The 25,917-nt window shown below is 53.1% G+C and carries 37 protein-coding genes; 35 read left to right on the top strand and 2 right to left on the bottom strand.

The features are described from left to right. Window positions 1-18 precede the first annotated feature (18 nt). The 24 genes from rpsC to rplQ all read left to right on the top strand — a co-directional run bounded on the left by rpsC (window position 19) and on the right by rplQ (window position 12,315). Window positions 19-645 carry a 30S ribosomal protein S3 gene (rpsC, locus tag K1V27_RS13365; RefSeq protein WP_258930529.1) on the top strand — a complete coding sequence of 209 codons (627 nt, stop codon included), beginning with the start codon at window positions 19-21 and terminating at the stop codon, window positions 643-645. 144 nt (window positions 646-789) lie between these two features. After that, entirely contained in the window at window positions 790-1,206 is a 417-nt protein-coding gene (gene rplP / locus K1V27_RS13360; RefSeq protein WP_258930528.1) for a 50S ribosomal protein L16, read from the top strand. Next, complete coding sequence (gene rpmC / locus K1V27_RS13355; RefSeq protein WP_258930527.1) at window positions 1,203-1,394, top strand: 50S ribosomal protein L29; 192 nt, start codon at window positions 1,203-1,205, stop codon at window positions 1,392-1,394. Before rplP ends, rpmC begins: the two co-directional genes overlap by 4 nt. A 20-nt stretch (window positions 1,395-1,414) precedes the next feature. Continuing rightward, window positions 1,415-1,678 carry a 30S ribosomal protein S17 gene (rpsQ, locus tag K1V27_RS13350; RefSeq protein WP_353740578.1) on the top strand — a complete coding sequence of 88 codons (264 nt, stop codon included), beginning with the start codon at window positions 1,415-1,417 and terminating at the stop codon, window positions 1,676-1,678. A gap of 71 nt (window positions 1,679-1,749) precedes the next feature. Further along, window positions 1,750-2,118 (top strand): 50S ribosomal protein L14, encoded by a 369-nt coding sequence (gene rplN, locus K1V27_RS13345; RefSeq protein WP_258930525.1) that lies wholly within the window; start codon window positions 1,750-1,752, stop codon window positions 2,116-2,118. 25 nt (window positions 2,119-2,143) lie between these two features. Further along, the gene (rplX, locus tag K1V27_RS13340) at window positions 2,144-2,476 is read left to right on the top strand and encodes a 50S ribosomal protein L24 (RefSeq protein ID WP_258930524.1); all 333 of its coding nucleotides are present in this window, start codon (window positions 2,144-2,146) and stop codon (window positions 2,474-2,476) included. Between the two features lie 34 nt (window positions 2,477-2,510). Next, window positions 2,511-3,047 carry a 50S ribosomal protein L5 gene (gene rplE, locus K1V27_RS13335; protein WP_258930523.1) on the top strand — a complete coding sequence of 179 codons (537 nt, stop codon included), beginning with the start codon at window positions 2,511-2,513 and terminating at the stop codon, window positions 3,045-3,047. Window positions 3,048-3,068: 21 nt separating this feature from the next. Then, window positions 3,069-3,254 (top strand): type Z 30S ribosomal protein S14, encoded by a 186-nt coding sequence (locus K1V27_RS13330; RefSeq protein WP_258930522.1) that lies wholly within the window; start codon window positions 3,069-3,071, stop codon window positions 3,252-3,254. A gap of 30 nt (window positions 3,255-3,284) precedes the next feature. Beyond that, window positions 3,285-3,683, top strand: a complete 399-nt coding sequence (rpsH, locus tag K1V27_RS13325; protein ID WP_258930521.1) for a 30S ribosomal protein S8 — start codon at window positions 3,285-3,287, stop codon at window positions 3,681-3,683. A 79-nt stretch (window positions 3,684-3,762) separates the two neighbouring features. After that, a complete protein-coding gene (gene rplF, locus K1V27_RS13320) occupies window positions 3,763-4,305 on the top strand; it encodes a 50S ribosomal protein L6 (RefSeq protein ID WP_258930520.1) in 543 nt (180 codons plus the stop codon). A 27-nt stretch (window positions 4,306-4,332) separates the two neighbouring features. Next, a complete protein-coding gene (gene rplR / locus K1V27_RS13315) occupies window positions 4,333-4,704 on the top strand; it encodes a 50S ribosomal protein L18 (protein ID WP_258930519.1) in 372 nt (123 codons plus the stop codon). Between the two features lie 30 nt (window positions 4,705-4,734). Beyond that, window positions 4,735-5,241, top strand: a complete 507-nt coding sequence (gene rpsE / locus K1V27_RS13310; protein WP_435051669.1) for a 30S ribosomal protein S5 — start codon at window positions 4,735-4,737, stop codon at window positions 5,239-5,241. 73 nt (window positions 5,242-5,314) lie between these two features. Then, window positions 5,315-5,497, top strand: a complete 183-nt coding sequence (rpmD, locus tag K1V27_RS13305) for a 50S ribosomal protein L30 (protein WP_258930517.1) — start codon at window positions 5,315-5,317, stop codon at window positions 5,495-5,497. A gap of 36 nt (window positions 5,498-5,533) precedes the next feature. Next, the gene (gene rplO, locus K1V27_RS13300; protein ID WP_258930516.1) at window positions 5,534-5,992 is read left to right on the top strand and encodes a 50S ribosomal protein L15; all 459 of its coding nucleotides are present in this window, start codon (window positions 5,534-5,536) and stop codon (window positions 5,990-5,992) included. Window positions 5,993-5,995: 3 nt separating this feature from the next. After that, window positions 5,996-7,303, top strand: a complete 1,308-nt coding sequence (gene secY / locus K1V27_RS13295) for a preprotein translocase subunit SecY (RefSeq protein ID WP_258930515.1) — start codon at window positions 5,996-5,998, stop codon at window positions 7,301-7,303. A gap of 113 nt (window positions 7,304-7,416) precedes the next feature. Continuing rightward, on the top strand, window positions 7,417-8,058 hold the full coding sequence (locus tag K1V27_RS13290) for an adenylate kinase (protein WP_258930514.1): 642 nt from the start codon (window positions 7,417-7,419) through the stop codon (window positions 8,056-8,058). Window positions 8,059-8,069: 11 nt separating this feature from the next. After that, the gene (map, locus tag K1V27_RS13285; protein WP_258930513.1) at window positions 8,070-8,819 is read left to right on the top strand and encodes a type I methionyl aminopeptidase; all 750 of its coding nucleotides are present in this window, start codon (window positions 8,070-8,072) and stop codon (window positions 8,817-8,819) included. 95 nt (window positions 8,820-8,914) lie between these two features. Then, the gene (gene infA, locus K1V27_RS13280) at window positions 8,915-9,136 is read left to right on the top strand and encodes a translation initiation factor IF-1 (protein ID WP_258930512.1); all 222 of its coding nucleotides are present in this window, start codon (window positions 8,915-8,917) and stop codon (window positions 9,134-9,136) included. 35 nt (window positions 9,137-9,171) lie between these two features. Next, window positions 9,172-9,285, top strand: coding sequence for a 50S ribosomal protein L36 (gene rpmJ / locus K1V27_RS13275; RefSeq protein WP_258930511.1), 114 nt, complete (start codon window positions 9,172-9,174; stop codon window positions 9,283-9,285). Window positions 9,286-9,300: 15 nt separating this feature from the next. Beyond that, complete coding sequence (gene rpsM, locus K1V27_RS13270) at window positions 9,301-9,672, top strand: 30S ribosomal protein S13 (RefSeq protein WP_258930510.1); 372 nt, start codon at window positions 9,301-9,303, stop codon at window positions 9,670-9,672. A gap of 12 nt (window positions 9,673-9,684) precedes the next feature. Beyond that, window positions 9,685-10,077, top strand: a complete 393-nt coding sequence (gene rpsK / locus K1V27_RS13265; protein ID WP_258930509.1) for a 30S ribosomal protein S11 — start codon at window positions 9,685-9,687, stop codon at window positions 10,075-10,077. 45 nt (window positions 10,078-10,122) lie between these two features. After that, window positions 10,123-10,749, top strand: a complete 627-nt coding sequence (gene rpsD, locus K1V27_RS13260; protein ID WP_258930508.1) for a 30S ribosomal protein S4 — start codon at window positions 10,123-10,125, stop codon at window positions 10,747-10,749. Window positions 10,750-10,810: 61 nt separating this feature from the next. Continuing rightward, window positions 10,811-11,821 (top strand): DNA-directed RNA polymerase subunit alpha, encoded by a 1,011-nt coding sequence (locus K1V27_RS13255; protein WP_258930507.1) that lies wholly within the window; start codon window positions 10,811-10,813, stop codon window positions 11,819-11,821. Window positions 11,822-11,823: 2 nt separating this feature from the next. Beyond that, window positions 11,824-12,315 (top strand): 50S ribosomal protein L17, encoded by a 492-nt coding sequence (gene rplQ, locus K1V27_RS13250; protein WP_258930506.1) that lies wholly within the window; start codon window positions 11,824-11,826, stop codon window positions 12,313-12,315. Window positions 12,316-12,423: 108 nt separating this feature from the next. Here the strand turns inward: rplQ and K1V27_RS13245 are convergent, their stop codons facing one another. Continuing rightward, window positions 12,424-12,639 carry a hypothetical protein gene (locus K1V27_RS13245; protein WP_258930505.1) on the bottom strand — a complete coding sequence of 72 codons (216 nt, stop codon included), beginning with the start codon at window positions 12,637-12,639 and terminating at the stop codon, window positions 12,424-12,426. 189 nt (window positions 12,640-12,828) lie between these two features. Here K1V27_RS13245 and rimO point away from each other — a divergent pair, with 189 nt between their 5' ends. From rimO to tatA, 7 genes are all read left to right on the top strand, one after another. Then, complete coding sequence (gene rimO / locus K1V27_RS13240) at window positions 12,829-14,205, top strand: 30S ribosomal protein S12 methylthiotransferase RimO (RefSeq protein ID WP_258930504.1); 1,377 nt, start codon at window positions 12,829-12,831, stop codon at window positions 14,203-14,205. Window positions 14,206-14,338: 133 nt separating this feature from the next. Further along, window positions 14,339-15,382, top strand: a complete 1,044-nt coding sequence (locus K1V27_RS13235; RefSeq protein ID WP_258930503.1) for a polyprenyl synthetase family protein — start codon at window positions 14,339-14,341, stop codon at window positions 15,380-15,382. 251 nt (window positions 15,383-15,633) lie between these two features. After that, window positions 15,634-16,338, top strand: coding sequence for a precorrin-2 dehydrogenase/sirohydrochlorin ferrochelatase family protein (locus tag K1V27_RS13230; protein WP_258930502.1), 705 nt, complete (start codon window positions 15,634-15,636; stop codon window positions 16,336-16,338). Then, window positions 16,332-17,153, top strand: a complete 822-nt coding sequence (gene ccsB / locus K1V27_RS13225) for a c-type cytochrome biogenesis protein CcsB (protein WP_258930501.1) — start codon at window positions 16,332-16,334, stop codon at window positions 17,151-17,153. Before K1V27_RS13230 ends, ccsB begins: the two co-directional genes overlap by 7 nt. An 8-nt stretch (window positions 17,154-17,161) precedes the next feature. Next, the gene (gene hemA / locus K1V27_RS13220) at window positions 17,162-18,517 is read left to right on the top strand and encodes a glutamyl-tRNA reductase (protein WP_258930500.1); all 1,356 of its coding nucleotides are present in this window, start codon (window positions 17,162-17,164) and stop codon (window positions 18,515-18,517) included. Window positions 18,518-18,529: 12 nt separating this feature from the next. Continuing rightward, window positions 18,530-18,931, top strand: a complete 402-nt coding sequence (locus K1V27_RS13215; protein ID WP_258930497.1) for a hypothetical protein — start codon at window positions 18,530-18,532, stop codon at window positions 18,929-18,931. Between the two features lie 28 nt (window positions 18,932-18,959). After that, window positions 18,960-19,154 carry a twin-arginine translocase TatA/TatE family subunit gene (gene tatA / locus K1V27_RS13210; protein WP_258930496.1) on the top strand — a complete coding sequence of 65 codons (195 nt, stop codon included), beginning with the start codon at window positions 18,960-18,962 and terminating at the stop codon, window positions 19,152-19,154. A gap of 96 nt (window positions 19,155-19,250) precedes the next feature. Here the strand turns inward: tatA and K1V27_RS13205 are convergent, their stop codons facing one another. After that, window positions 19,251-19,724: a single-stranded DNA-binding protein gene (locus K1V27_RS13205; RefSeq protein WP_258930495.1), complete on the bottom strand. Its 474-nt coding sequence runs from the start codon at window positions 19,722-19,724 to the stop codon at window positions 19,251-19,253. 465 nt (window positions 19,725-20,189) lie between these two features. On the opposite strand from K1V27_RS13205, the gene K1V27_RS13200 reads away from it, so the two are divergent. The 4 genes from K1V27_RS13200 to K1V27_RS13185 all read left to right on the top strand — a co-directional run bounded on the left by K1V27_RS13200 (window position 20,190) and on the right by K1V27_RS13185 (window position 25,897). Then, a complete protein-coding gene (locus K1V27_RS13200; protein WP_258930494.1) occupies window positions 20,190-20,933 on the top strand; it encodes a lysophospholipid acyltransferase family protein in 744 nt (247 codons plus the stop codon). Window positions 20,934-20,994: 61 nt separating this feature from the next. Next, window positions 20,995-22,668, top strand: a complete 1,674-nt coding sequence (locus tag K1V27_RS13195) for a ribonuclease J (protein WP_258930493.1) — start codon at window positions 20,995-20,997, stop codon at window positions 22,666-22,668. A gap of 243 nt (window positions 22,669-22,911) precedes the next feature. Further along, complete coding sequence (locus K1V27_RS13190) at window positions 22,912-25,134, top strand: DNA translocase FtsK (RefSeq protein ID WP_258930492.1); 2,223 nt, start codon at window positions 22,912-22,914, stop codon at window positions 25,132-25,134. A 25-nt stretch (window positions 25,135-25,159) separates the two neighbouring features. Further along, the gene (locus K1V27_RS13185; RefSeq protein ID WP_258930491.1) at window positions 25,160-25,897 is read left to right on the top strand and encodes a LolA family protein; all 738 of its coding nucleotides are present in this window, start codon (window positions 25,160-25,162) and stop codon (window positions 25,895-25,897) included. The last annotated feature ends 20 nt before the right edge of the window (window positions 25,898-25,917 follow it).

The following is a 25,917-nucleotide window of genomic DNA, read 5'->3' as shown; positions in this document are numbered from 1 at the left end:
AAAACCTGGAGGTGAAGTTTGGGACAAAAGGTAAATCCAATCGGATTCCGTTTGGGTGTCATTAATACTTGGGATTCCAAGTGGTTTGCCACCAAGGATTATGCGAAGCTGGTGCTGGAAGACCGGCGAATTCGCGATTACGTCAAGGAGCGCCTGTTTCATGCCGGTATTGCTCGCATTGAGATCGAGCGGGCTGCCAACAAGGTGAAAATTCGCATCTACACGGCTCGCCCCGGTATCGTGATCGGCAAGAAGGGTGCCGAAATAGACGCCTTGCGTAAAGACCTTGAGCGGAAGTTCAGACGCGAAATTCTCATCGACATTCAGGAAGTTCGACGTCCCGAATTGGATGCTACTCTGGTTAGTGAGAACATTGCTCTGCAGCTCGTGCGGCGCGTTGCCTTCAGGCGAGCCATGAAGAGAGCGGTCAGTTCAGCGCTCAAATTCGGTTCCAAGGGGATCCGGGTTGCCTGCGCCGGGCGCCTGGGGGGAGCGGAAATGGCCAGACGGGAGTGGTACCGGGAAGGAAGAGTTCCATTGCACACCCTGCGGGCCGACATCGATTATGGCACAGCGCTGGCCAAAACCACCTACGGGATCATCGGCGTGAAGGTTTGGATTTTCAAGGGAGAGGTTCTCCCCTAGTCAGAGACTCCACCCCATCCGTTTCGGCCTGACTCTCCCGGTCATACTGCAGCGGCGGGAAGGCGACCGAATCATGAAGGCCGTCAGGGGGCTGTCAGAGTGGCCGGCGGCCGACGGGTATCGGGATAGATAGGAGAGGTTTCAATGTTAGCACCAAAGCGAGTCAAATACCGCAAGCAGCAAAAGGGCCGCATGAGAGGTGCCGCCTACCGGGGCAGCAGCGTAAGTTTCGGCGACTTCGGTCTGAAGGCTACGGAGTGCGGACGGGTCACTTCCAGACAGATCGAAGCCGCGCGTATTGCCATCACGCGTTATGTCAAGCGGGGCGGCAAAGTCTGGATAAGGATATTCCCGGACAAGTCGATCACCAAGAAACCAGCTGAAACGCGCATGGGTAAGGGTAAGGGCTCACCCGAAGCATGGGTTGCCGTCGTCAAACCCGGGCGGGTCCTTTATGAGATCAAGGGAGTTCCCGAGGCAACCGCCAGAGAGGCTCTGCGCCTTGCGTCTCATAAGCTCCCGGTATCAACGCGTTTTGTATCGAGGCAGGACGTACTATGAAAGCGAGTGCTTTTCGCGAAATGACGAGAGAAGAACTGCTTCAGAAGTTGAAAGAACTTCAAGAGGCACAGTTTAATCTTAACTTTCAGCACGCTACCGGACAGCTTGAAAATACCGCCCAGTTGGGCAAGACGCGGAAAGACATTGCGCGTGCTTTGACTGTCTTGCGTGATATGGATCGCGGCTGAGCGGCATGAGGTCAACGGATATGGAACAACAGAAATTGAACAGGAAGGTACGCCTTGGCACGGTGATCAGCAATAAGATGGACAAGACTGTGGTGGTCACCATTGAGCGGCTTGTGCCCCATCCCATGTACCGCAAATACATCCAGCGGCGCTCCAAGTTAAAGGCTCACGACAGCGACAACAGTTGTCAAATTGGAGACCGCGTACTCATTGAGCAAAGTCGGCCATTGAGCAAGACCAAGCGCTGGACGGTCGTGAAGATTGTGGAACGGGCGGCTGTATAGGGACTTAGTGCATCGGCCGGTTGCGCGCCAGGCGCTGTGCTTGACGGCCCAACACGGTTACGGAGTAAAACATGATTCAATCGGAAACCCAACTCAATGCTGCGGATAATTCTGGAGCAAAGCGGCTCTATTGCATTAAGGTTCTGGGAGGGACTCGCAGGCGTTACGCGACGGTCGGAGACATCATTGTGGTCTCGGTCAAAGAGGCGATACCTAATGCCAAGGTGAAGAAGGGCGATGTGGTGAAGGCTGTCGTGGTGCGCACCAAGAAAGAAGTTCGCAGGCCCGACGGCTCCTATATCAAATTCGACGACAATTCGGCGGTACTGATCAACGCTGCACGGGAGCCCATTGGAACACGTATATTTGGTCCTGTGGCTCGAGAATTGCGCGCCAAACAGTTTATGAAAATCATCTCACTGGCTCCCGAAGTGATATAGCGGGATTGGGGGGAGTGTCTGCTCAATGAAAAGCCAAAAAAAATACCACATTAAGAAGAACGATACGGTTCTGGTGATCGCTGGAAAAGAACAGGGGAAGAGTGGCAAGGTCCTCAGAATCGTTCCCAAAAAGGATCGGGCCATCGTGGAAAAGCTGAATATGGTCAAGCGTCACATGCGCCCGGGTGCCCACAGCCGACAAGGCGGCATACTCGAGCGAGAGGCCCCCATTCATATTTCCAACCTAATGTTATTATGTTCCAAATGTACCGACCCGACCCGGGTGGGCTATAAGATTCTCGAAGACAACCGCAAGGTGCGTTACTGCAAAAAGTGTAACGAGGTCATCGACGAATAACGTCCATCGAAAAGGCGGGCAGTGGAGGCTCTTTATGGCACGGTTGCAGGAATTCTATCAGCGGGAAGTGGCTCCCGGGTTGGCGGAAAAGTTCAAATACAAGAGCCCGATGCAAATTCCCAAGTTGAGCAAAATCATTCTCAATATGGGCTTGGGCGAAGCCATACAGAACATCAAGATTCTGGATTCGGCTGCCGAGGAACTGGCTCACATAAGCGGACAAAAGCCGGTGGTCACACGTGCACGGCAAAGCATTGCAGCGTTTAAACTGCGCAAGGGCATGCCCATCGGGTGCATGGTTACTCTGCGGGGAAGGCGGATGTACGAATTCTTTGACAAGCTGGTCAATGTTGCCCTGCCTCGAGTCAGGGACTTCCGGGGAGTATCGCCCAAGGCCCTCGATGGGCGGGGTAATTACACGCTGGGGATCAAAGAGCAAATCATTTTCCCTGAAATTGATTATGACAAGATCGATAAAATCAAAGGGATGAACATCACCATCGTAACGACGGCGGAAAGCGACGAAGAAGCACGTGAGCTTCTTGCGCGCATGGGAATGCCATTTCGCTAGAAACTTCTGAAGGAGGCTGTTTTGGCAAAAAAGTCGCTCATAGCAAAAGCACAGCGTTCCCCGAAATTCAAGGTGAGAGCCTACAATCGTTGCCCCATATGTGGCAGGCCGCGAGCGTTTCTGCGTAAATTTGGAATCTGTCGCATCTGCTTTCGCAACATGGCCTTGAATGCTGAGCTTCCTGGCGTTATTAAATCAAGCTGGTAATTGAAAGGGTATTAAAAGGAGTGAGTCCAGATGGTCATGACGGATCCCATCGCTGATTTTTTGACCCGCATCAGAAACGCGCAAAAGGCCCGTTTCGACAAATTAGATATTCCTGCGTCAAAGATGAAGGCCGGCTTGGCGCGCATCCTCAAGGAAGAGGGTTACATCAAGAACTTCAAGTTGATCAGGGATAATCGGCAAGGCATCATTCGCATTCATCTTAAATACGGCGAAAATCGAGAAAATACCATATCCGGCATGAAGCGGGTGAGTCGACCCGGATGCCGGGTGTACGTAGGTCATGAAGAGATTCCGCGAGTTCTAAACGGGTTGGGTATTAATATCTTGTCTACCTCGAAAGGCATCATGACCGATCGCCAGGCCCGCAGGGATGGTGTTGGCGGAGAACTGCTCTGCTCCGTGTGGTAGGGTTTAAGGTCTAAACAAGTATTCTCGACGTCTCCAGCGTAGCTCAAGAAGCCGTGATTCGTTGTAGAGGAGTAGAAGTATGTCACGTGTGGGAAAGTTGCCCATTCAAATTCCGCAAGGAGTTAGTGTCTCCTTTAATGATCAGCTCCTGACGGTAAAAGGGCCCAAAGGTAGCCTCACTCGCAATTTGTCGTCCCTCATGGATGTGGAAGTCGGGGAACAGACCATTCAGGTGAAACGCAATGACGATAGCCAGAAGTCGCGTGCGCTTCATGGTCTGACTCGGGCTCTGGTGTACAACATGGTCCACGGCGTGAGCCAGGGTTTTTCCAGAGTGCTCGAGATTCATGGCACCGGTTATCGGGCGGATGTGCAAAACGATGTATTGAATCTCAGTCTGGGCTATGCGCATCCGGTAAGATTCCAGCTGCCTGAGGGAATAGCCGCTGCGGTTGAGCGGCAGACCATAATTCGGCTGGAGGGCATCGATAAGGAACTGATCGGTCAGGCGGCAGCCGACATCCGTGCGCTGCGTCCGGTCGAACCTTACAAAGGCAAAGGCATTCGCTACAGCGATGAACGAGTGTACCGCAAGGCCGGCAAGGCTGGTTCCAAGAAATAGGATTTAGTATTTCGCATAGGGGAAGAAATGGCCTTAAAAACTAATCCGCGTGAAGTGGCAAGAGCAAAGCGCAAGAAGCGGATCCGCAAGAAGCTTGAGGGTACCGCCGAGCGTCCGCGTCTATCGGTTTTTCGCAGTGAGAAACATATCTACGCCCAGGTCATTGACGATGTCCAGGGCGTCACCTTGGCTGCTGCCTCCACACAGTCGCCGGAATATAGAGAATTGGACCCTCCCAAGGGCAAAGTTGGAGCGGCCGAACGTGTCGGGGAACTCATTGCAAAAAGGGCCCAAGCCAAGGGAGTTTCCAAAGTGGTGTTCGATCGCAACGGGTTCATCTATCATGGGCGCGTCCGAGCACTGGCCGATGCCGCGCGCAAAGCCGGTCTGGATTTTTAACCTACTGGCCCTCACATTTTCTAAGGAGACATTGCTTTGGTAACAGTTGAATCGAGCCAACTTCAGTTAATCGACAAGGTCGTACACATAAGCCGGGTCGCTAAGGTGGTTAAAGGCGGCCGGCGCTTTTCCTTTAGCGCCATTGTGGTCGTGGGCGATGGCAACGGCCGGGTGGGTTTCAGTCTCGGCAAGGCCAATGAAGTTCCCGAGGCCATCCGCAAGGGACTTGAATCCGCTAAACGGGGCATGTTTGCCGTGCCAATCGTGAACGGCACGATACCACATGAAATCCTGGGACGTTTTGGATCTGCCAGTGTTGTCCTCAAACCGGCTTCGCCGGGTACCGGAGTGATTGCTGGAGGTGCTGTACGTGCCATTATGGAAGCCGCCGGCATTCACAACATACTGACAAAATGCATCGGCTCACGTAATCCACACAATGTCGTCAAAGCGACTCTCCAAGGTCTCGAGAGGCTCCGCAGCATCGAACAGGTCGCAAAAACCCGCGGGCGTGAAGTTCACGAACTGCAGGCCTGAGGGATGGTTCGATTACATCGAGCAAGCCTGGGCCGATGCTCATCGCCATCGTGGCCCTACGAAGGAAACAGACATGTCCAAGCCCATTCAAGTGACGTTGGTTCGCAGTCCGATTGGTCGTCCCGAAAAGCATCGTAAAGTCTTGCAGGCGTTGGGACTGACCCGCCTGAACAAGAGCGTGAACCTTTACGGGACCCCGGCCGTTGTTGGGGCTATCCGTAAGGTGATTCACCTGGTAGAGGTAAAAGAACTCTAGACTTTTCCACATCTTCATCTGACAGGATGGTTGTTAATGAGACTTGACGATCTCGCTCCCGCTCCTGGAGCAAAAAAAGCAAAAAAACGCGTAGGCAGAGGCTGTGGCTCCGGCCTTGGTAAGACCGCAGGGCGCGGAACCAAAGGGCAGAAGTCGCGTTCGGGAGGAGGCGTGCCGCCGTGGTTTGAAGGCGGCCAGATGCCTTTGCAGAGACGCGTGCCGAAACGGGGCTTCAACAATGTGTTCAAGAAGTTTTACAGCATTGTCAACATCACTGACCTGGAACGTCTGCAGGGAGACGGTGAAATTGGCCCCGAACAAATGATTAGAGCCGGCCTTGTCGGGAAACTGCGGGACGGCATCAAGCTTTTGGGTGAGGGAGAAATTTCACGCCCGGTTACCATTCACGTGCATAAGGCGAGTGCCGCAGCCATCAAGAAAGTTGAGGCGGCGGGGGGACGAGTCGAGCTCATTGCTTCTGCCAAAAAGGAATAAAGCGTGTTAGCGGGTTTTCAAAACATTGCCAAGATACCAGAGCTGAAGCGTCGCATCGGCATCACCTTGCTGCTTCTTGCGGTTTACCGCATTGGCGCGCATGTCCCCACGCCGGGCATCAACTCGGAAGCGCTGGCCGCATTTTTCAGTGCGGCTCAGGGGACCCTGCTGGGACTGTTCGACATGTTCTCCGGTGGCGCCTTAAGCCAGCTTTCGGTGTTCGCTCTGGGCATTATGCCCTACATCAGTGCGAGCATCATCTTGCAGCTCCTGACGGTGGTGATTCCCCATTTGGAGCGGTTGAGCAAAGAGGGGGAGGCTGGGCGCCGCAAGATTACGCAATATACCCGCTATGGTACGGTTGCGTTAAGCATCATTCAGGGTTTTGGCATTGCTTTTGGACTCGAGGGTATGACGGGTCCTGGTGGTGAAATGGTGGTGATGCATCCCGGGTGGTCGTTTCGGCTGATCACGGTGATCACTCTCACCGCCGGCACGGCCTTCATCATGTGGCTGGGAGAGCAGATTACCGAGCGCGGGATCGGCAACGGCATCTCGCTGATTATCTATGCAGGGATCGTGGCGGGCCTGCCCAATGCCACCCTCAACAGTTTCCGATTACTCGACACAGGCGAGATGAGCCTTTTTCTCCTCATCCTGCTGGTCGTCATGATGATCCTGGTGGTGGGCTTCATTATCTTCATGGAGCGCGGACAGAGGAGAATCCCGGTGCAGTATGCCAAGCGGGTGGTCGGGAGGCGTATCTATGGTGGGCAAAATACTCACATTCCGCTGAAAATCAACACCTCAGGCGTTATACCGCCGATTTTTGCCTCTTCAATCATCATGTTTCCTGCGACGGTGGCCAACTTTTTCGACGTTCCATGGGTGCAATACGTTGCCGCCATGCTCACCCCGGACCACTGGCTTTACAACCTTCTGTACGTGGCTTTCATCATATTCTTCTGTTACTTTTACACTGCCATCGTGTTTAACCCGGCAGATGTAGCCGACAACATGAAAAAATACGGTGGGTTCATTCCCGGCATGCGCCCGGGCAAGCCTACCGCAGAGTATATTGACAAGGTTTTGAGCCGCATCACTCTGGGGGGAGCGATCTATGTTTCGGTGGTTTGTGTATTACCGACCATCCTCATTCAGAAGTTCAATGTTCCCTTTTATTTTGGCGGGACCGCTTTGCTGATTGTTGTTGGAGTGGCCATGGACACGCTTGCGCAGATAGAGGCCCACATGCTTTCGCGCCACTATGAGGGATTCCTCAAAAAGGGGAGCGTACGCGGAAGACGATGATCTTCACCGCAAGTCTGCTGCACAGAATTTTGGAGTGAGGGGTGGCAGCCGTGGCCTTGGGAAAGAACGTGGTTTGACCGGAAAGATGGCGTGCAACAAAAAGGAGAGGAAAAATGAACATCATTTTGTTAGGTCCACCGGGTGCCGGTAAGGGAACCCAAGCTAAGCGTCTCATTGACAAATATGGAATCCCGCAAATTTCTACCGGAGATATGCTGAGAGCTGCACTCAAAGAAGGGACTCCCCTTGGGCTCGAGGCCAAAAAATATATGGACAAGGGTGCTTTGGTGCCTGACACGGTGGTGATCGGCCTTGTCAAGGAGCGCATTCAGCAGAAGGATTGCGCCAAGGGTTACATGTTGGACGGGTTTCCGAGAAACGTAAGCCAGGCAGAGTCACTGGACAAAATGTTGACCGAGCTTGGCCAGAAGATTGATTATGTGGTCTGCATCGAAGTGCCCAATGACGAATTGGTGGGCCGGCTGACCGGACGGCGCACGTGCCGCAGTTGTGGTGGCGGCTATCATGTAATGTTCGATCCACCCAAGAAGGAAGGCGTTTGCGACAAGTGCGGCGGTGAACTCTATCAGCGTGACGACGACAATGAAACGACGGTGAAATCGCGGCTGGAAGTCTACTCCAACCAAACGGAACCGCTGATAGATTACTACGAGAAACAGGGTAAGCTTCATCGCATCAATGGCGTTGGCGACATGGGGACGATTTTTGATCGGATTACGGCCGTTCTGGGCTAGAGGACCATGCCTTGATCTTCTTGAAGTCTCCACGTGAAATCGAGAAGATACGAAAATCATGCGCGCTCGTCGCGGAAATATTGCAGCGACTGGTCGAGTGCATCCAGCCCGGCATCACCACCTGGGATCTGGGTGCGCTCAGCGAGCAGTTGGCAGTTCGCCATCAAGCCAAACCCGCTTTCAAGGGATATCAGGGATTCCCGTATGCACTCTGTGTCTCCGTTAACGAAGAAATTGTACACGGCATGCCATCCAAGCGGCGTCGGCTCAAACCGGGCGACCTGGTGAGCCTGGATTTCGGTGTTGTGATGGACGGCTACTATGGTGATGCAGCGGTAACGGTACCGGTAGGGGAAGTCAGCGAGGAGGCCAGGAGGCTTTGCCTGGCCACTGAGAATGCTCTCCATGAAGGGATCAAGCAGGTTGTGGTGGGGCATCGTCTGTCGGACATTTCGCATGCCATCCAACAATACGCAGAGGCGAGAGGATTTTCAGTGGTGAGGGAATTTGTGGGTCATGGAATTGGTCAACGGTTGCATGAGAGCCCACAGATTCCAAATTTTGGACCTCCGGGGAAGGGCGTCAGGTTGAAGCCGGGGATGGTTTTTGCCATTGAGCCCATGATCAACGAGGGGAGCGGGGATATCGAAATGTTGCCGGATCAATGGACCGCAGTGACTGCAGACCGGCGGCTGTCGGCGCATTTTGAACATACCGTGGCGGTGACGGAAAACGGTCCGGATATACTCTCGCGAGCATGAGAATTTGGCTCTTTACGGAAGAGCAGTGAAATGGTATGATTTTTTGTTTTGAATTCGGCAAAGCCCTGGTCGGGCGATAAGGAGTAAAATCGTACATGGCGAAAGAAGACACCATTGAAGTGGAAGGCACTGTGGTTGAAACCCTTCCTAATGCCATGTTTCGCGTTGAGTTGCCGAACGGTCATCGGGTCTTGGCTCATATCTCGGGCAAGATGCGCATGCATTTTATTCGTATTCTGCCAGGCGACAAGGTTACGGTGGAGCTCTCACCGTATGACCTCACTCGTGGCCGCATCACTTATCGATCAAAATCGTGACCGTTCAGCGGGGATAGGTAGAGGGAGAAGATGGCATGAAAGTGCGAGCATCGGTGAAGCGCATTTGTCGCAAATGTAAAATCATACGCCGTCATGGAACGGTCCGCGTCATTTGTGAAAACCCAAGACACAAGCAAAAACAAGGCTAACGGGAGGAACAGGGTTTGGCACGCATCGCAGGCATTGACTTACCTAAAAATAAACGCATAGAGATCGCTCTAACCTATATTTATGGTATCGGCCGGACGACATCGCAAAAGATTCTGCAGCAGGCGGGTGTCGACTACAATACCAAGAGCGATGACCTCACGGAATCCCAGATCAACGCCATCCGACAGATCATTGACTCCGAGCTCAAAGTCGAGGGTGATCTGCGCACCGAAATTTCCATGAATATCAAACGGTTAATGGATCTTGGATGCTATCGGGGATTGCGCCACCGCAGGGGCCTGCCCGTTCGCGGACAACGCACACACACCAACGCACGCACTCGAAAGGGACCTCGCCGGTCCGTCATCGGTAAGCGCAAGAAGTAATCTGGAGGAATCATGGCAAGGGACAGAGGCGCATCGAGGAAAAAGAAAGAGCGCAAAAACATTTTAAATGGAATCGCGCACATTCGTTCTACCTTCAATAACACCATAATCACCATTACGGACACCAGCGGAAATGCCATTGCGTGGTCGAGCGCCGGCAGTCACGGCTTCAAGGGTTCCCGCAAGAGCACACCCTTTGCCGCTCAAATAGCTGCGGAAAACGCGGCAAAGAAGGCAATGGAACATGGTCTGCAAAATATCGAAGTTTACGTGAAGGGTCCCGGCTCGGGGCGGGAGGCGGCCTTGCGTGCGCTGCAGGCGGCCGGCTTCAATATTACCATCATCAAGGATGTGACACCGATCCCCCACAATGGCTGTCGACCCCCCAAAAGACGGCGTGTGTAACAGTTGTTTCAACGCAAAAGAAAGAAACTATAGGAGGAATTAACCTTGGCGCGATACACGGGTTCAGTATGCCGGCTTTGCAGGCGCGAAACCATGAAGCTCTATTTGAAAGGGGACCGCTGCTACTCGGATAAATGTGCTGTCGAGCGGCGTAACTATCCACCTGGTCAGCACGGGCAGCGGCGCGGGAAATTTTCCGATTACGGGTTGCAGTTGCGTGAAAAGCAAAAAATCAAACGCATGTACGGTCTGGTGGAAAAGCAGTTCAAGAGCTACTTTAAGGAAGCCGATCGACAGAAGGGTGTTACCGGTACTAACTTTTTGGTCATTCTGGAACGTCGCCTGGATAATAGCGTGTATCGTCTGGGCTTTGCCAACTCTCGATCCCAGGCTCGGCAACTGGTGCGCCACAACCACTTTATGGTCAATGGCAGAAAGGTCAATATTCCCTCCTTCCTGCTGCGCCCCGGCGATGTCGTCTCGGTCCGGGAAGGCAGCCGCCAATTGGGGTCGATCAACGATGCTCTGGAAGCTATGCCTCGAAGGGGTGTTCCTGCCTGGCTGGAACTCGACAAGACCAAGTACGAGGGAGTCTTCAAGGCGATTCCTACCCGCGAAGAGATGAACCTGCCGGTGCAGGAGCAACTGGTTGTCGAGTTTTATTCCAAGTAGAATCTAGGATGGCATCGAGAGAGACAATTCTAGACGACGCATCTCTTGATGAGGATAGAATATGCAGAAGAACTGGCGCGAATTGATTAAGCCTAAGCGCTTAGAAATCGAAAATAAAGGCCGTCCCGACACTTACGGCAAATTCGTGTGTGAACCGTTTGAGCGTGGTTTCGGCATTACCCTGGGCAACGCGTTGCGCAGGGTGCTGTTATCATCCCTGCAGGGCGCAGCCATAACCCACGTGAAGATAGACGGCGTGCTGCACGAATTCTCAACGGTACCAGGCGTGTTGGAGGATGTTACCGACATAATCTTGAACTTGAAAGAGGTGCGCCTCAAAGTGCATGGCGGAGAGGAGCCCAGACAGCTCATCATAGAAAAACAGGGGGCTGGAGAGGTTGCCGCGCGCGACATCAAAGGGGACGGCCAGGTTACGGTACTCAACCCGGATCAACACATCTGCACGCTGGCAAGAGATGCCAATTTGCGCATGGAATTGACGATAAAGCAGGGCAAAGGTTATGTGCCGGCAGACCGAAACTTCGATGAGAATCAGCCGATTGGTACGGTGCCCATCGACGCGATTTTTTCTCCCATCCGGAAGGTCAATTACAACGTGACCCAGGCACGCGTGGGGCAGATCACAGATTATGACAAACTGACCATGGAAATTTGGACCGACGGGAGCCTCAAGCCCGAGGACGCACTGGCCTATGCTGCAAAAATTCTGAAAGATCAGCTGACAATCTTCATCAATTTTGAAGAAGAAGTAGAACTGTCCGATGAGGAAATTCGTGAAGAGCCGGCATTCAACGAGAATTTATTCCGCAGTGTGGACGAACTGGAACTATCAGTCAGGTCGGCCAACTGTCTGAAAAATGCCGACATCCGCTATATCGGCGAGCTTGTTCAGAAGTCGGAAGCTGAAATGTTGAAGACCAAGAACTTCGGCCGCAAATCCCTCAATGAGATCAAGGAAATTCTTGCGGAAATGGGACTGTCGCTGGGCTTGAAAGTGGAAGATTTCCCGAGTCGGGACGAGATAGAAGAACGTAGAAAGGAACAGGAATAACCATGCGCCACGGAAAATCCGGCAGAAAATTGAACCGATCGACGAGCCATCGAGTGGCTATGTTTCGCAATATGGTGACTTCCTTGCTGGAGCATGAACGAATTGTTACCACCGTTCCCAAGGCTAAAGAAATTCGTCGCTGGGCCGACTGGATGATTACCCTTGGCAAGCGCGGCGATCTGCACGCCCGGCGTCAGGCTCTTGCGGTCATTCGCGAAAAGCAGGTGGTTCACAAAGTATTCGATGACTTGGGACCTCGCTATCAGAACAGGTCGGGTGGTTACACGCGAATGGTCAAGGCTGGTTTTCGCCGCGGAGACGCATCGCCCATGTGCATTTTGGAGCTGATGACCGATTCACCGGGAGCTCCTAAAAAGGCAAAGCAGGTGCCGCAAACCGGCCAGGTTGAGAGAGCTGCGAGCGTGCAGGCTGGACGCGAGCAGTCAGGAAAGCCTGCAGAGCAAACGCCGAGTGCGGCAGTGACGGAAGAATGAGAACCTTACGAGCGCGATGATTCGTTGGAAAAATCCGGCAACCCGCTCATCATGGAGAGCGGGTTGTTCGTTTGTGGCCCAGCGAAACCAAGTCTGCATCACCAGGGGTTAAGCTTCCTCGTCTTTCTGGTAAAAGTAATTGCATTCCCTGCACGTAAAACCGCTCCACATGCCTTTGGCAGCCTTTTCCAGGCAAACATCGTAGTGCAAACAGGCAAAGTTCCTTTCGCCCCTTCCCTCTTTACACATCATGGGATTTTGCTTATTCTTTTCCCCCACCGGTAACGGTACTGATGGTGTAACATGAGCCTTTTCCCTTGCCATATCTGGTTTCTCCTCATACAATATCGCTTCAGTTCGTGAAAAAGCCGCGCCTCGATTGCTTAGACTTTGCGCAATTTAAAAATTATATCTACTAGAGCCCGTTGTTTCCAGTCCTCTTTGCCGGGAATTTTTCCTTCCTTTGAACGCATGACACCGAACCTAATCAATCTGCATCATGGGCCGACTCCAGTGAATTCAGCACAAGACCTTGCCGCCGTTGTCACTCTGGGCTGCTCAAAAAATCTGGTGGACAGCGAGACACTCGCACCGCAGCTGATCCAATGCGGGTACGAGCTCACCTGCGACCTATCCCGGGCGTCCCTCATACTCATAAATACGTGCGGGTTTCTCGAGTCGGCTGTGGAGGAGGGAATCGAAGCCATTCTTGAGCTGGCCGCCATGAAGTCGCGCGGCTGCTGCCGGGATTTGATCGTTGCCGGATGTTTGGTGCAAAGGTACGGCAAAAAGCTGGTGACCCTCTTACCTGAGATCGACCTTTTTCTCGGAACGTCCCATTTTCTTGAACTTGCTGACATACTTCAGGAGCGTGCCCGGGGCAATACCCGAAAATTGTGGATCGGCGTCCCCCAAACTCTTCTCACCAGTGAAACTCCGCGCTTACGATCGAGCGGACAATATTCAGCGTACCTCAAGATTGCCGAAGGCTGCAGCAACCGCTGCACCTTTTGTAAGATACCGCAGCTGCGCGGGGCGTATCGAAGCCGCACCGTCGCAGATGTTGTACTTGAAGCTGAACGGCTGGCAACGGAAGGCGTGAAGGAGATCAACCTGATCGCCCAGGACAGTACCGGATTTGGTGCTGACCGCGGCGATTCCCGGGCCTTGCTGAAATTGCTCGAGGCCCTGGATGGATTGCCGGGAATCGCCTGGATCCGATTACTCTATGTATATCCTGAGCGAATGAGCCGGGAATTGTTGCAGGTTATCGCACAATCCACAAAGATCGTGCATTATCTGGATATGCCGCTGCAGCACTGTGTTCCACACATCCTGCAAGCAATGCGTCGGGGCGGGGGGACGGTGGAGGTTCACGCTTTGTTGGATGAGATGAGATCGATCATACCGGATCTCTCCCTTCGAACTTCCTTGATGGTCGGCTTTCCAGGTGAAACAGAGACTGACTTCAGGCAACTGTTGCGTTTTGTGGAGGCCGTCGAGTTTGATCATCTGGGAGTTTTTTGTTTCTCGCCGGAACAAGGTACGTATGCAGCCAGGCTGCCCTTCCAGGTCGCAAGTGAGATCAAAGAGGAGAGGCGGCATATTTTGCTCGCACACCAGAAGAGCATATCCCGGCGCATCCTCAACCGTCTGGTCGGTCAGACATGGCCCGTGTTGATCGAGGGGGTACATCCCGAAACGGAGTTGCTCCTTAGCGGCAGACTGGCAAGGCAGGCCCCGGAAGTGGATGGAGCCGTGATCATCACCCGGGGGACAGGGCAACAGGGGACCATCGCGCAGGCGCGAATCACGCGCGCTCATGACTATGATGTAGAGGCTGAATTGCTCTCGGGAGAAGAGCGCATTGATGGTTTGCGCGGATCCTAGCCTTTTCCGGGTTGACGGGGCAAAACATTTTGACATGTAATGAGATTTTGGCTATGAATCGGGTGATCAGAAATTGCGGTGACGTGATCACCAGTCTTGAATTCCCTGGACACCCATTAAGAAGCTTGGATGGATGAATAAACTCACCACCTCAGTGCTGGAACCCCTCGTTTCGTGCAGTCTCTGTCCCCCCGAAGCGGAAACGATTAAAGAACGGATCTACGTGCAAATCAAGCCGGATCTTGATCGAATCGAAGCTGAAATCCAACGCCAGCTCAACAGCAGCGTGCCTTTGATTTCAAAAGTGGGGCAATACATACTTGGAAGCGGGGGCAAAAGGCTCAGGCCTCTGCTGTTGATCCTGGCGGCCCGGCTGTGTGGGTACCAGGGGAATGCCGACGCCCCATTGGCAGTTGTCTTCGAGTTCGTGCATGCAGCCAGTTTATTGCATGATGATGTAGTGGATCATGCCGAGTTCCGTCGCAACCAGCCCGCTGCCAAAACCATTTGGGGGAACCCGGCCGTTGTTCTGGTGGGAGATTTTCTGTATTCAAAATCGATTTTGATGGCCGTGCAATATTCCAGCATCAGGATTTTGGAAGTGTTATCGGATGCCACCACAAGAATGGCTGAAGGTGAAGTTTTGCAGCTGGTTCATGCCGATAACCTGGAGATTGATGAAGCGGAGTATTTGCAGGTCGTCACTCGGAAGACTGCGGTACTGATCAGTGCGGCATGCCACATCGGAGCCATCTTCGGCCAAGGCGATACAGCTCAGCAGCAAGCCCTCAGCACTTACGGCCACAGTTTAGGAATCGCCTTTCAATTGATTGACGATACCCTCGACTACACGGGTGATGTGGAAGAGCTCGGCAAACCCGTGGGAAATGATATCCAGGAGGGGAAAGCCACTTTGCCGTTGATTTACGCTTTCCGACATCAAGGGAAAAATGACAAGAAAAGGCTGCGAAGAATTTTCGCCGCAGATGAGATTCTGCCCGAGGATTTTCATGAAGTCAGAGACATCGTGGCCCGTTCAGGCGGCATCGAATACACGCGACGTCTTGCCACTCAATATGTTCGCCAGGCCAAGGAAGCCATCCACATATTTCCATCCCATCCGACTCGACGACTTCTCGAAGACATCGCCGATTATGTAATCTGTCGAAGAGTTTGATCCCTCCCCTCTGCCAATGTGCACCCCGTGACGGGCAGCAACTGAGGTTTGCAGTGCGCCCGAGCACAAAGGGCCGCAGGTTGTTTGCCTGCAACGTTCGTGTTACAGTAAGCGCTACCTGATCGTCGCTCATTCAGCTCCCCTTGGCGATCATCACAAGCGCGATGTTTGCGGGTCTGTTTTGCAGGGCGATGGGCGGCAGTAGTATGCCGACACGAGAACCGGTTTGCAAAGTGAGGGCACAGAGTTCAATGACAGCTGCACAGGAATCTTCGAGTGCCACCGCGCACTACCCCATTTTTGTTTCTCTGGCAGGGAGAGTGTGCTTGGTCGTAGGTGGAGGATCGGTAGCTGAGAGAAAAATCAAGGGACTACTCGATCACCGGGCGGATGTTCGCGTGATAGCCCGGGAGTTGTCTCCCTGGATTCGAGCTCGATGCGAGCAGGGGCAACTGGTTTGGCTGGGAGAGCAGTACAGGGAAGAGCACCTGGATCAGGCAGACCTCGTATTTGTCGCGACCAGCGATGGTGAACTGAATCGCGCCGTTGCCGGGCATGCTGAGAAACGAAGGATCTGGTGCAATATGGCGAGCGAACCGCAGTCGGGATCTTTTTTCGTGCCGGCTGTCATGCAACAGGGGCCGTTGTGTATTGCCGTCAGTACGTCAGGCTTGAGTCCTGCTCTGGCGAGTGAGATTCGCAACAGGATCAGTCAGCAATTCGGCATTGAATGGGCTTCAACCCTTAGATTGCTCGGTTTGCTTCGCCAGCTCATTCAGGCAAGGTGTTGGTCTACCCAGCAAAATCAGCGGTTTTTTAAAGAAATCGCGAAACTTCCTCTGCCGGAATGGATTGCGGCAAGACGGCGGGATCAGATTTTGGAGAGCATCCAGGGCATCTGCCAGCCATGGCTGAGCCGGCAGGAATTGGAACGGGCTGTGGAGCAGATATGGTAACGGTATTTTTTGTGGTCGCCACCATTTGTTACTGTGTCGGGGCCGTTGGCTATCTCATTTATCTTTTTCGCGATTGGGAACCGATTCATCGGGCCGCCTTGGGGGCCCTCATTGGTGGAGCTCTGGCTCAAACCGTGGCGATCATCAGCCAATCGTACCATGTCGGGCACCTGGCTGTTGCCAACAGCCATGAGGCGCTGGCTTTTTTTGCATGGATACTGGTGATCACCTATCTTTTTGTTCAGCTGTGCATCAACCTCAGAATCCTGGGTTCCTTCGTGTCGCCGCTGGCCGTAGTCTTTATGTTGACCGCATCTCTGCTGCCCGCAAAGACGATCCCCACCACCACTGTTTTCCAGAGTATTTGGATGGTCCTGCATGTGGTCACCTTGTTTTTGGCCAATGCACTCTTTGCCCTCGCCTTCAGCGCGGGCATTATGTACCTGTTGCAGGAGAGGCACATTAAGCGCAAAAATTTCAGTTTCCTCTATCCGCGCCTCCCCTCCCTCGAACGTTTGGACAGCATCAATTACTTCTGCCTCATAACCGGGTTCCCTCTCATGACCATAGGCCTTGTGGCAGGGTTTGCTTATGCCGGCACCGTATGGCGTTCCCCCTGGAATTGGGACCCGAAAGAAATCTTTGCTTTGATCACCTGGTTTATCTACGCCATTCTGCTGCATGAGCGATTAGCGGTTGGATGGCGCGGGCGGCGGGCAGCCTGGTTGGCTATCTTCGGATTCTCCGCGATATTGATAACTTTTTTGGGTGTCAACCTGTTTTTTGAAGGGCATCACACCGTGTTCGTCAGGTGAGCTGACCAATGGGCCACATTGTACTCCTGGGTATGAACCACAAAACTGCTCCTGTCGAAATCCGCGAGCAGCTGGCGGTAGCTTGTGCCAGCCAGGCAAACCCTTTGCAGCTCTTTCCGTATTTGAGGCATGTTCAAGAGCTTTTCTTTCTGTCCACGTGTAACCGGGTTGAAATCCTTTTCACCTGCTTGTCCCTGGACGAGGCCACCCAGGAAATTAAGGCGCTTCTGCGAACTCACCTGGGAACTCCACAGATTTCTGCGGCAGAACTTGAAGCCGGCTTGTACGTGCATCGAGACGAACAGGCGGTCAGGCACCTTTTTAGAGTCAGTGCGAGTCTGGACTCCATGGTGGTCGGCGAGCCTCAAATCCTCGGCCAGATAAAGGCGGCCTACAGGGAAGCTATCACCTATAGAACCGTTCGGGTGATTCTCAATCGTCTCCTCCACAAAGCTTTTTCCGTGGCCAAGCGAGTGCGGTCCGACACCATGATAGGTTGTTATGCCGTTTCCATAAGTTACGCCGCAGTAGAGCTCGCTCGAAAGATTTTCGGTGAGTTGGAAGGCAAGAAGGTGCTGGTCATTGGAGCGGGCGAAATGGCGGAACTCGCAGCGGAACATTTTCTCGCTCAAGGGGTCCGGCACATGGCCGTAGCCAATAGAACCCTCGAGCGGGCCATGGCCTTGTCGCAAAGATTCAAAGCCAAAACGGTTCCCTTTGATCACATACTGGATGAGCTAAAGGACGTGGATATCGTGCTCACATCTACGGGGTCTCCGATGCCCGTCCTGACATTTCAAGATGTCAAGTCCAGAATGCGCCGGCGTCGCAATAAGCCCCTGTTCTTCATAGATATCGCTGTGCCTCGTGACATCGAACAACGGGTGAACGAAATCGATAATGTTTACCTCTATGACATCGATGACCTGCAGGGGGTCGTGGAGCTCAACCGAACGGAACGCCGAAAGGAAGCGGAAAGGGCTGAACATATCGTATGGGAAGAGGCCCTCAAGTTTCAGGAATGGCTGCGCACCCTGGATGTCGTTCCCACCATCATCGCACTGCGTGAAAAGGCTGAAACCATCCGCCGCAATGAAATGCGCAAGACCCTGGCGCAGCTCCCCGGCCTGGCCGATAGAGAGCGCCAAGCCATTGAAGTCCTGACCGAATCCATCGTCGGCAAGCTGCTGCATGATCCCATCATGTTCCTCAAGAAGAAGGCAACGCGAGACAGCAAGCAGATTTTTGTCGATCATACGCAGCAGCTTTTCAACCTCACCGATGGAAACAGGCCCCATTCATCCGCCTTGACGGAGGTATTGGCGAATGTTAAGAAGGACAATGAGAATTCACAACAAAAGTAGACGGAAACTCCGATGGCAGATGTGATAGAGTTCGGCAAAAAGGCGCAGGGGCTAAGGGCACTGCAGGATAACAGCGTGCGCCAGCGTAAGATTGAGGCCCTCAGAAAAATATTTCAGTGCACTCGCTGTATGCTCAAGTGTGCCAAATGCGGAATCCAGCTGGAATCGGAAAAACAGGACAACATTCGCTATGCTTCCCCATATCCGTTTTGCCTCAACTGCCAGGAAGAATATGAAGAATACCGGGAGAGAGTGGAAAACAACGAGAAGACACCCAGGTATTACTGGCACAATGACGCCTGGATGAAAGTGTGGGAAATGTGGCTTGAACACCAGAAACTCTTGGATGAATACAGAAAATCAAAAGAATTCCTTCAGCTTCTAGAAGAAGTTGAGGAGTTGATGAAAAAGTAGCCAGCAAACTTTCTAGAGGAGCCTCAGTATGATCGGCGGGATTGGCATGCCAGAGCTATTGGTCATTTTGGTGATTGTCCTTATCATTTTTGGTGCCGGGAAGTTGCCCGAAATCGGAGCAGGCTTGGGCAAGGGTATCCGCAATTTCAAGAAGGCAACAAACGAACCGCTTGAATCATCCGATGACGTAGAAAAACTCGAAAATAAGGGAACACAAGAGTAATAATCGGATAGTTTCAAGGCATCTGAGCATGAATTTTGTGAGGCGGGTCGGCAGTCATTGCAGCCCGCCTTTGATGTTTGAGCTGAAAGCTGGTGCTCAAAAGGGAATATCCTCTTCCGCTGCGCTGGAAGGCTGAGGCGGCAGATCCTCGATGATGGTGCGATTGGCTGCATCCGTTCCGCCTTTTCCCGGACTCATGCTTTGCTGGTTGCTTTTTGCCTGCTGGGGCTGATCTCCCGCGCTTCCGAGGAACTGGATCTCGCGAGCAACAATCTCCGTCGTGTATCTCTTGACACCTTGGGCATCTTCCCACTGGCGTGTCTGTAGTCTGCCTTCCACATAAATCTGGCGGCCCTTGCTGAGATAATTGCCGCAATTTTCAGCGGTCTTTCCAAAAGCTACCACCCGATGCCACTCGGTTCGGTCTTCCCAATTCCCCTCACCCGCCGGCACTCGTTCCGTCGTGGCTAAACTCAATTGAGTGACCGCCGTGCCGCTGGTCGTATAGCGCACTTCCGGATCGGCCCCCAGATGGCCTATAAGTATGACCTTATTTACTCCACGTGCCATGACTCCCCCCATCTGCAATGACTTCAAATTAGACTCAACAAAGAATTTCCTTACCTGTTTCCTACCGCATCGCCTTGCAGAATGCAACACGCTCTTTCAAATTGCCGCAATTCTCATGTTGGACTCCGGTAGTTTGCCGCAGGGTGGGTGGAGGCGCGGTTGTTCGCGCCGCAACCCAGCAAAAGCTCGATCAATGATGGGTTGCGCTATCGCTGCACCCATTCTACACCATGGTTGCCGTCCAAAATGAGAAAGGCTGTTCAAATTGGACTGAAATGCCTGGTTGACTCGTATTGGGAAAAGGTTTACAGTGGATTTGTCTGAGCAAGTTATTGTTTTTTTATCATAATTCGGTTATAGACGGGACTTGAAAGGGGTGGCATTCGGGGCGCCGCCGGTGGGGGCGGTTCATCCATGCGTTCAGGGCCGGCGGCGGTTGGCCGGAATCAATGAGCAAGGGAAAGTATGCAGTTACTTCGTTCGCTTTTCTTTTATGTCTGCCTTTTTTTATCCACCTTCCTGCTTGGGATAGCCGCGGTAGTGGTTGCCTACATCACCAGAAATCAGGGACTTGCCCATAAGGTGGGAAGGCTGTGGGGTAACGTCAATTTGTGGGGAGCGGGGGTGACCGTCAAGCTTTCCGGACTGAACAATATCGATGTAAGCGCTTCCTATGTGTACGCCGCAAATCATCAGAGCTGGTTTGATATATTTGCTATCCTGGGCAAATTGCCGGTGCAATTCCGCTGGCTGGCCAAACAGGAATTGTTCAGGATTCCCATTTTGGGGCACGCGATGGGTTCCATTGGCTATATTCCCATCAACCGCAAGGATCGCAGGCAGGCGTTTGAAAGCATCAGTGAGGCGGCCGGTCGAGTCAGAGATGGGATCTCGGTGGTTATTTTTCCTGAAGGGACCCGCAGTACTGATGGAGTAATGCAGGCGTTCAAAAAGGGCGGATTCATTCTGGCGATCCAATCCCAGCAACCTATTGTTCCAATCAGTATCAGCGGATCGTACCGCATCCTTCCCAAACAAGGCGACTGGAATATCCGCCCGGGAGTCATCCGGATGACCATTGGCAGACCAATTCCTACAGCCGGACTGAGCACAAAGCAGCGCGATCAGTTGATTGCAGCCGTGCGAGAAGCCATCCGCGCCAATTTGACTAAGGGCGAAGGCGGACTGTTGCCGACTAATGAATTCTAGACGCAAAGTGCGGCTCAGCTAACATGGAGTCGGAGGAACGGATCCGCATAGGCAGGAGAGTATGAAGAGCATTTTACCTGCCCGGGTGAAGGTCATTCCCCTGGGCGGACTGGGCGAAATCGGGCTCAACATGATGGCCGTCGAGTGTGGCGAAGACATCATTGTGATCGATGCGGGCTTGATGTTTCCTGAAGATGACATGTTGGGCATTGACATTGTCATTCCCGACTTCACCTATTTGCGGGTCAATCGCCATCGTCTGCGGGCGCTCATTGTCACCCACGGCCATGAAGATCACATCGGTGCGATCCCCTTTCTGCTGAGGGAATTTAGCATTCCCATCTATGCCACTGCCCTCACCGTTGCCCTAATTCGGGAGAAGCTCAAAGAGCATGGCCTCCTGGAACGATCTCAACTCATCCAGGTGAGTGCGCGACAAAAGATCACCGTTGGGGTCTATGCCATTGAGTTCATCCAGATCTGCCACAGCATTCCCGACTGTGTGGGGCTTGCCATACGCACCCCGGTGGGCATACTGGTCCATTCGGGAGATTTCAAGATCGATCACACTCCCATTGATGGCAGACAGCTTGATATGGCCAGGTTCGGTGCTTATGGCGAGGAGGGCGTACTGGCTCTTTTTTCTGATTCAACCAATGTTGAAAGAGAAGGCTATACGCTATCTGAAAAAGATGTGGGCAAGACACTGAGACAAATTTTTCAGGAGAGAACCGGCCGCATAATCGTGGCGGTTTTTGCGAGCAATCTGCACCGTATCCAACAGGTCATTCAGTTGGCCCGGGAATTCGATCGTAAGGTACTCCTCAATGGGAAATCCATGCTGATCAATGTGCGCATAGCCAGGGAACTGGGCTACCTGAATTTCCCCGCGGAAGAAGAAATCGGTTTCCAGGATCTTTCACGCCTCCAGGATTGCCAGGTCCTGATGCTCACCACGGGCAGTCAGGGTGAGCCCATGAGTGCCCTGACCCGCATGGCCTTCAACGACCACAGAAAATTGAAAGTGAAGCCCGCCGACACCATCATTCTTTCGTCCAAGTTCATCCCCGGGAATGAGCGGGCCATCCAAAAAATTATAAATCATTTGTACCGATTGGGAGCCGAGGTCATCCATGAACAGGTGAGTGATATTCATGTTTCGGGGCATGCCTATCGCGAAGAGTTGAAAGCGATGATCAATGTTGTTCGGCCCCGTTATTTTGTCCCGGTGCATGGCGAGTATCGACACCTGGTGAAACATCGGCAGCTGGCTGTAACTATGGGAATACCTCCGGACAACTGCCTGCTTCCGGTCAATGGTGATGTTGTGACGTTTTCGGATTATGGGGCTGCCATTGAAGAGAGAGTGGAAACAGGCAGGGTGTTTGTGGATGGAAAAGGGGTCGGGGACGTCGGTGGTCTGGTCTTGCGGGACCGCAAGCATCTTGCCGAGGATGGCCTGGTGGTGACCTCGCTTGTGATCGACAAAGAAACCAAAGAGATCTTGAGCGGACCGGATATTTTCACCCGGGGATTTATCCTGGAAGACATCAAGCCGGAGATCCTCGATGAGGCGCAGTGTGTGGTGCTCGAGGTTTTTGACAAACTGCTCGATCAGGGTTTTGAATTTGATCCCGCCGACCTTCAGGCCGATATTCGAAGAGAGCTCAAACGCTTTTTCAACAGGGTCCTGGAACGCCGTCCGTTTATTTATCCGATCGTAATTGACGTTTAGGAGGTTGTCCGAGACTGGTGGATTCCTCTCTCTCCTTGAGGCGATGGGTTTGGGGTGAGATTTGGATCACCCACCGGTGTGATCACACCCCTCGTTGAGGGGGCGGACTATGCCCACCAAAGGCCCTGGATGGCGGGCAGAGTCTCTTTTGGGTACAGTTCATCCGCAGGAGCAAGGGAAGATCACTGCGTGGGGCTGTTGTACTTGCTTTGTGATGAGATGGAAGATGGGAGGATTGTTTCGGTGGACCAGAAGAAGCATGAGATTTGGGCCGTATGTGTGGCGATACCCACGTTATTGGTCTTCTTCAGTCTGCTCTCATTCCATTCCTCCGACCTGACCCTTTTCAACGCATCATCGACTGAGCAGCCTTCTGCCAACTGGATCGGTTTCCCGGGTGCCAACCTGGCGTGGATTCTGTACTTTTTGTTGGGCATCGGCGCGTATGGAATTCCTCTCGCCGGTTTCTGGGTCAGCTGGTTGTTATTTCGGGGGCAGGCAACAATAAATTACGGCCGACTGCAGTTGCTGGGTGCTGTGCTGCTGCTTTTGAGCGGCGTATCGCTGCTGTCCATACACTATCCGGTGGTGCACATTTTCGGGCAGGAAATCAGGTCAGGAGGCTGGATTGGATTGCTGATCGCCGCAACCATGGTCACGAGACTCCATGAAGTGGGCGCCCATGTGCTGCTGGTCGGTGTTTTTCTCATATCCCTGCTGCTGGCCACTCCATTTTCTTTGCAGGCGACCCTCAGCTGGACGGCCAAGGTTTTACAAAACGGCAGACGCAGCTTCACGCAATGGGTTCAACAGCTCCTGCGTCGATCTGCCCTGCGGCAGGCTGAGGCACCACCGGTATCTTCTCCGACGTTGAAGCGTATCACCCATGTGCAGGCGGAGTCTTCTGCTGCCGAACCGGTGCAAGAGCCAATTCTGCCGATTATGCCTTCGGTCCGGATGGTTGAGAAAGGGGCGGCGTTGAGTCCGCAAACGAACCACCCCGGCCAATATGCTCTGCCTTCGCTGGATATCCTGGACAACTATCAGATAGAAAGTCACAAACCGAACTGGAAAAAACTGGAAGAGAATTCGGCGATTTTGGAGCAAAAGCTGGCGGACTTCGGTGTTCAGGGGAAAGTGACGGGAATTTGCCCCGGACCGGTCATCACCATGTACGAATACACTCCGGCTCCGGGCATTAAAATCAGTCGGATCGTCGGCCTCTCCGACGACCTTTCCATGGCCCTCAAGGCCATCAGCATTCGCGTGGTCGCCCCGATACCCGGTAAGGCTGCAATAGGCATCGAGATCCCCAATCAAAGAAGGGAATTGGTGTCGATACGTGCCGTCCTTGAGTCGGAAGTGTTCTGCGCTTCGACCGCTCCCCTCACCATGGCCCTGGGCCAGGACACGACGGGCCAGCCGGTGGCGGCCAATCTGGCCAAAATGCCCCATTTGCTCATTGCCGGGGCAACCGGCACCGGCAAGAGTGTCGGTATCAATACCATACTGAGCAGCCTGCTCTACCGCAACACGCCCGATGATGTGCGCCTGCTGCTCATCGATCCCAAGCGCATCGAGCTCAATAGCTATGAGGGCATTCCTCACCTCATTCATCCGGTGGTAACCGATGCCAAACTGGCAACAAAAGCGTTGCGCTGGGCGGTTCAGGAAATGGAGCTGCGCTACAAGCTGCTGGCTGACAAGAACGTACGCAACATCGAGAGCTACAACAAAGTCTTTGCCAAGGAAATCGGCAAGGCCGTGCGGGAGAATCATGCCGCCGGTGATGAAGGCAGCGGCCTCGCGCATCATCATCTGCCTTATACGGTCATCGTCATAGACGAACTGGCGGACCTCATGATGGTTGCTTCCCGGGAGGTGGAAGAGTCCATCATTCGGCTTGCCCAAATGGCGCGAGCCGCCGGGATTCACTTGATTCTCGCAACTCAACGTCCGTCCGTAGACGTTCTCACCGGGATCATTAAAGCCAATATCCCCACGCGAATTTCCTTTCAGGTTTCCTCGCGCATCGACTCGAGAACCATCTTGGATAACTCCGGTGCTGAAAGCCTGCTCGGTTCAGGAGATATGCTGTTTCTGCCTCCCGGTACCGCCAAGCTGCAACGCATTCACGGGGCATTTGTTTCTGAAGCCGAGGTACAGCGTCTCACACAATTCTGGCGGATGCAGCAGATCAGAGAGGATCCTTTGCGTGATCGGGTAAATTTCCAGGAAGAGTCCTCCCTCGATGAATTGAGCGAAGAGGATTTGGATGAAAAATACGACGAAGCGGTTCAGCTGGTCCTCGAAACTCGACAAGCTTCGATCTCCATGCTGCAAAGGAGACTCCGGGTGGGGTACAATAGAGCGGCCCGTATGATCGAGGTCATGGAGCAGCAGGGGATTGTGGGGCCCTCTGACGGAGTTAAACCGCGTGAAGTTTTGACTGTCAAAACCCCTTGAATTCAACATGATGAGAAAATCGAACATGAAAAAACATCGTCTATTATCTATCATGACCGTATTTTTTGCCTGTATCTCGGTGCTGCCTGACAAACCGGCCTGTTATGCCGACTCCTCCCTTTCCATGGGGGAAATCCTGAGAAGATCGGAGTCGCATTACCAAGGGCTCAAAGGCTTCACCGCGGATTTCCTGCAGCTGACTACCTCGGCTGCCACCAACACCATCACGACCGAGGCGTCGGGAGTGCTCTACTATCAGAAACCCCGGCAGATGCGCTGGGAATACAAGGCGCCCGAACCTCAGGTCTTTGTGGCCAACGATGGCTTGGCATGGCTTTATGTGCCGTCGGAGCGGCAGATTTCACTGTTTGATTCCAAGGCATTTTTCGAATCGCCGCTGGCTCAGACTTTTTTTGACGGCATTAGTGGCCTGCAGAAGCATTTTGAAGTGAGTCTGGAGCACACCAAGTCGAGTTTGACAACGGCCGTGCTGAAGCTCGTTCCGAAAAAAGAAGATCCCAACATAAAACAACTGCGGTTGTGGATAGACCTCAAGACGTATCAGATCGACCGGGTGGAAACCCAGGATGCGCTGGCAAACACCAATCTGATCATGCTCAAAGGGCAAAAACCCGCTCCCAACCTCAAGTCCCAATTGTTTCAGCTAAGCATCCCGCCCTCAACCCTGGTTGTCGACACCGAGGGGCGGGAGTTGCCGCAAGCAGAGATAGACAGGCTGAAAGCCAAGCTTTTGCACCCATAGAAAGGTTTATGATCGATGAC

Source organism: Desulfoferrobacter suflitae (assembly GCF_022603395.1).
GTDB classification, from domain to species: domain Bacteria; phylum Desulfobacterota; class Syntrophobacteria; order Syntrophobacterales; family Syntrophobacteraceae; genus Desulfoferrobacter; species Desulfoferrobacter suflitae.
Note: the sequence above shows the minus strand (reverse complement) of the source record. Positions and strands in the feature narration are given on the sequence as shown.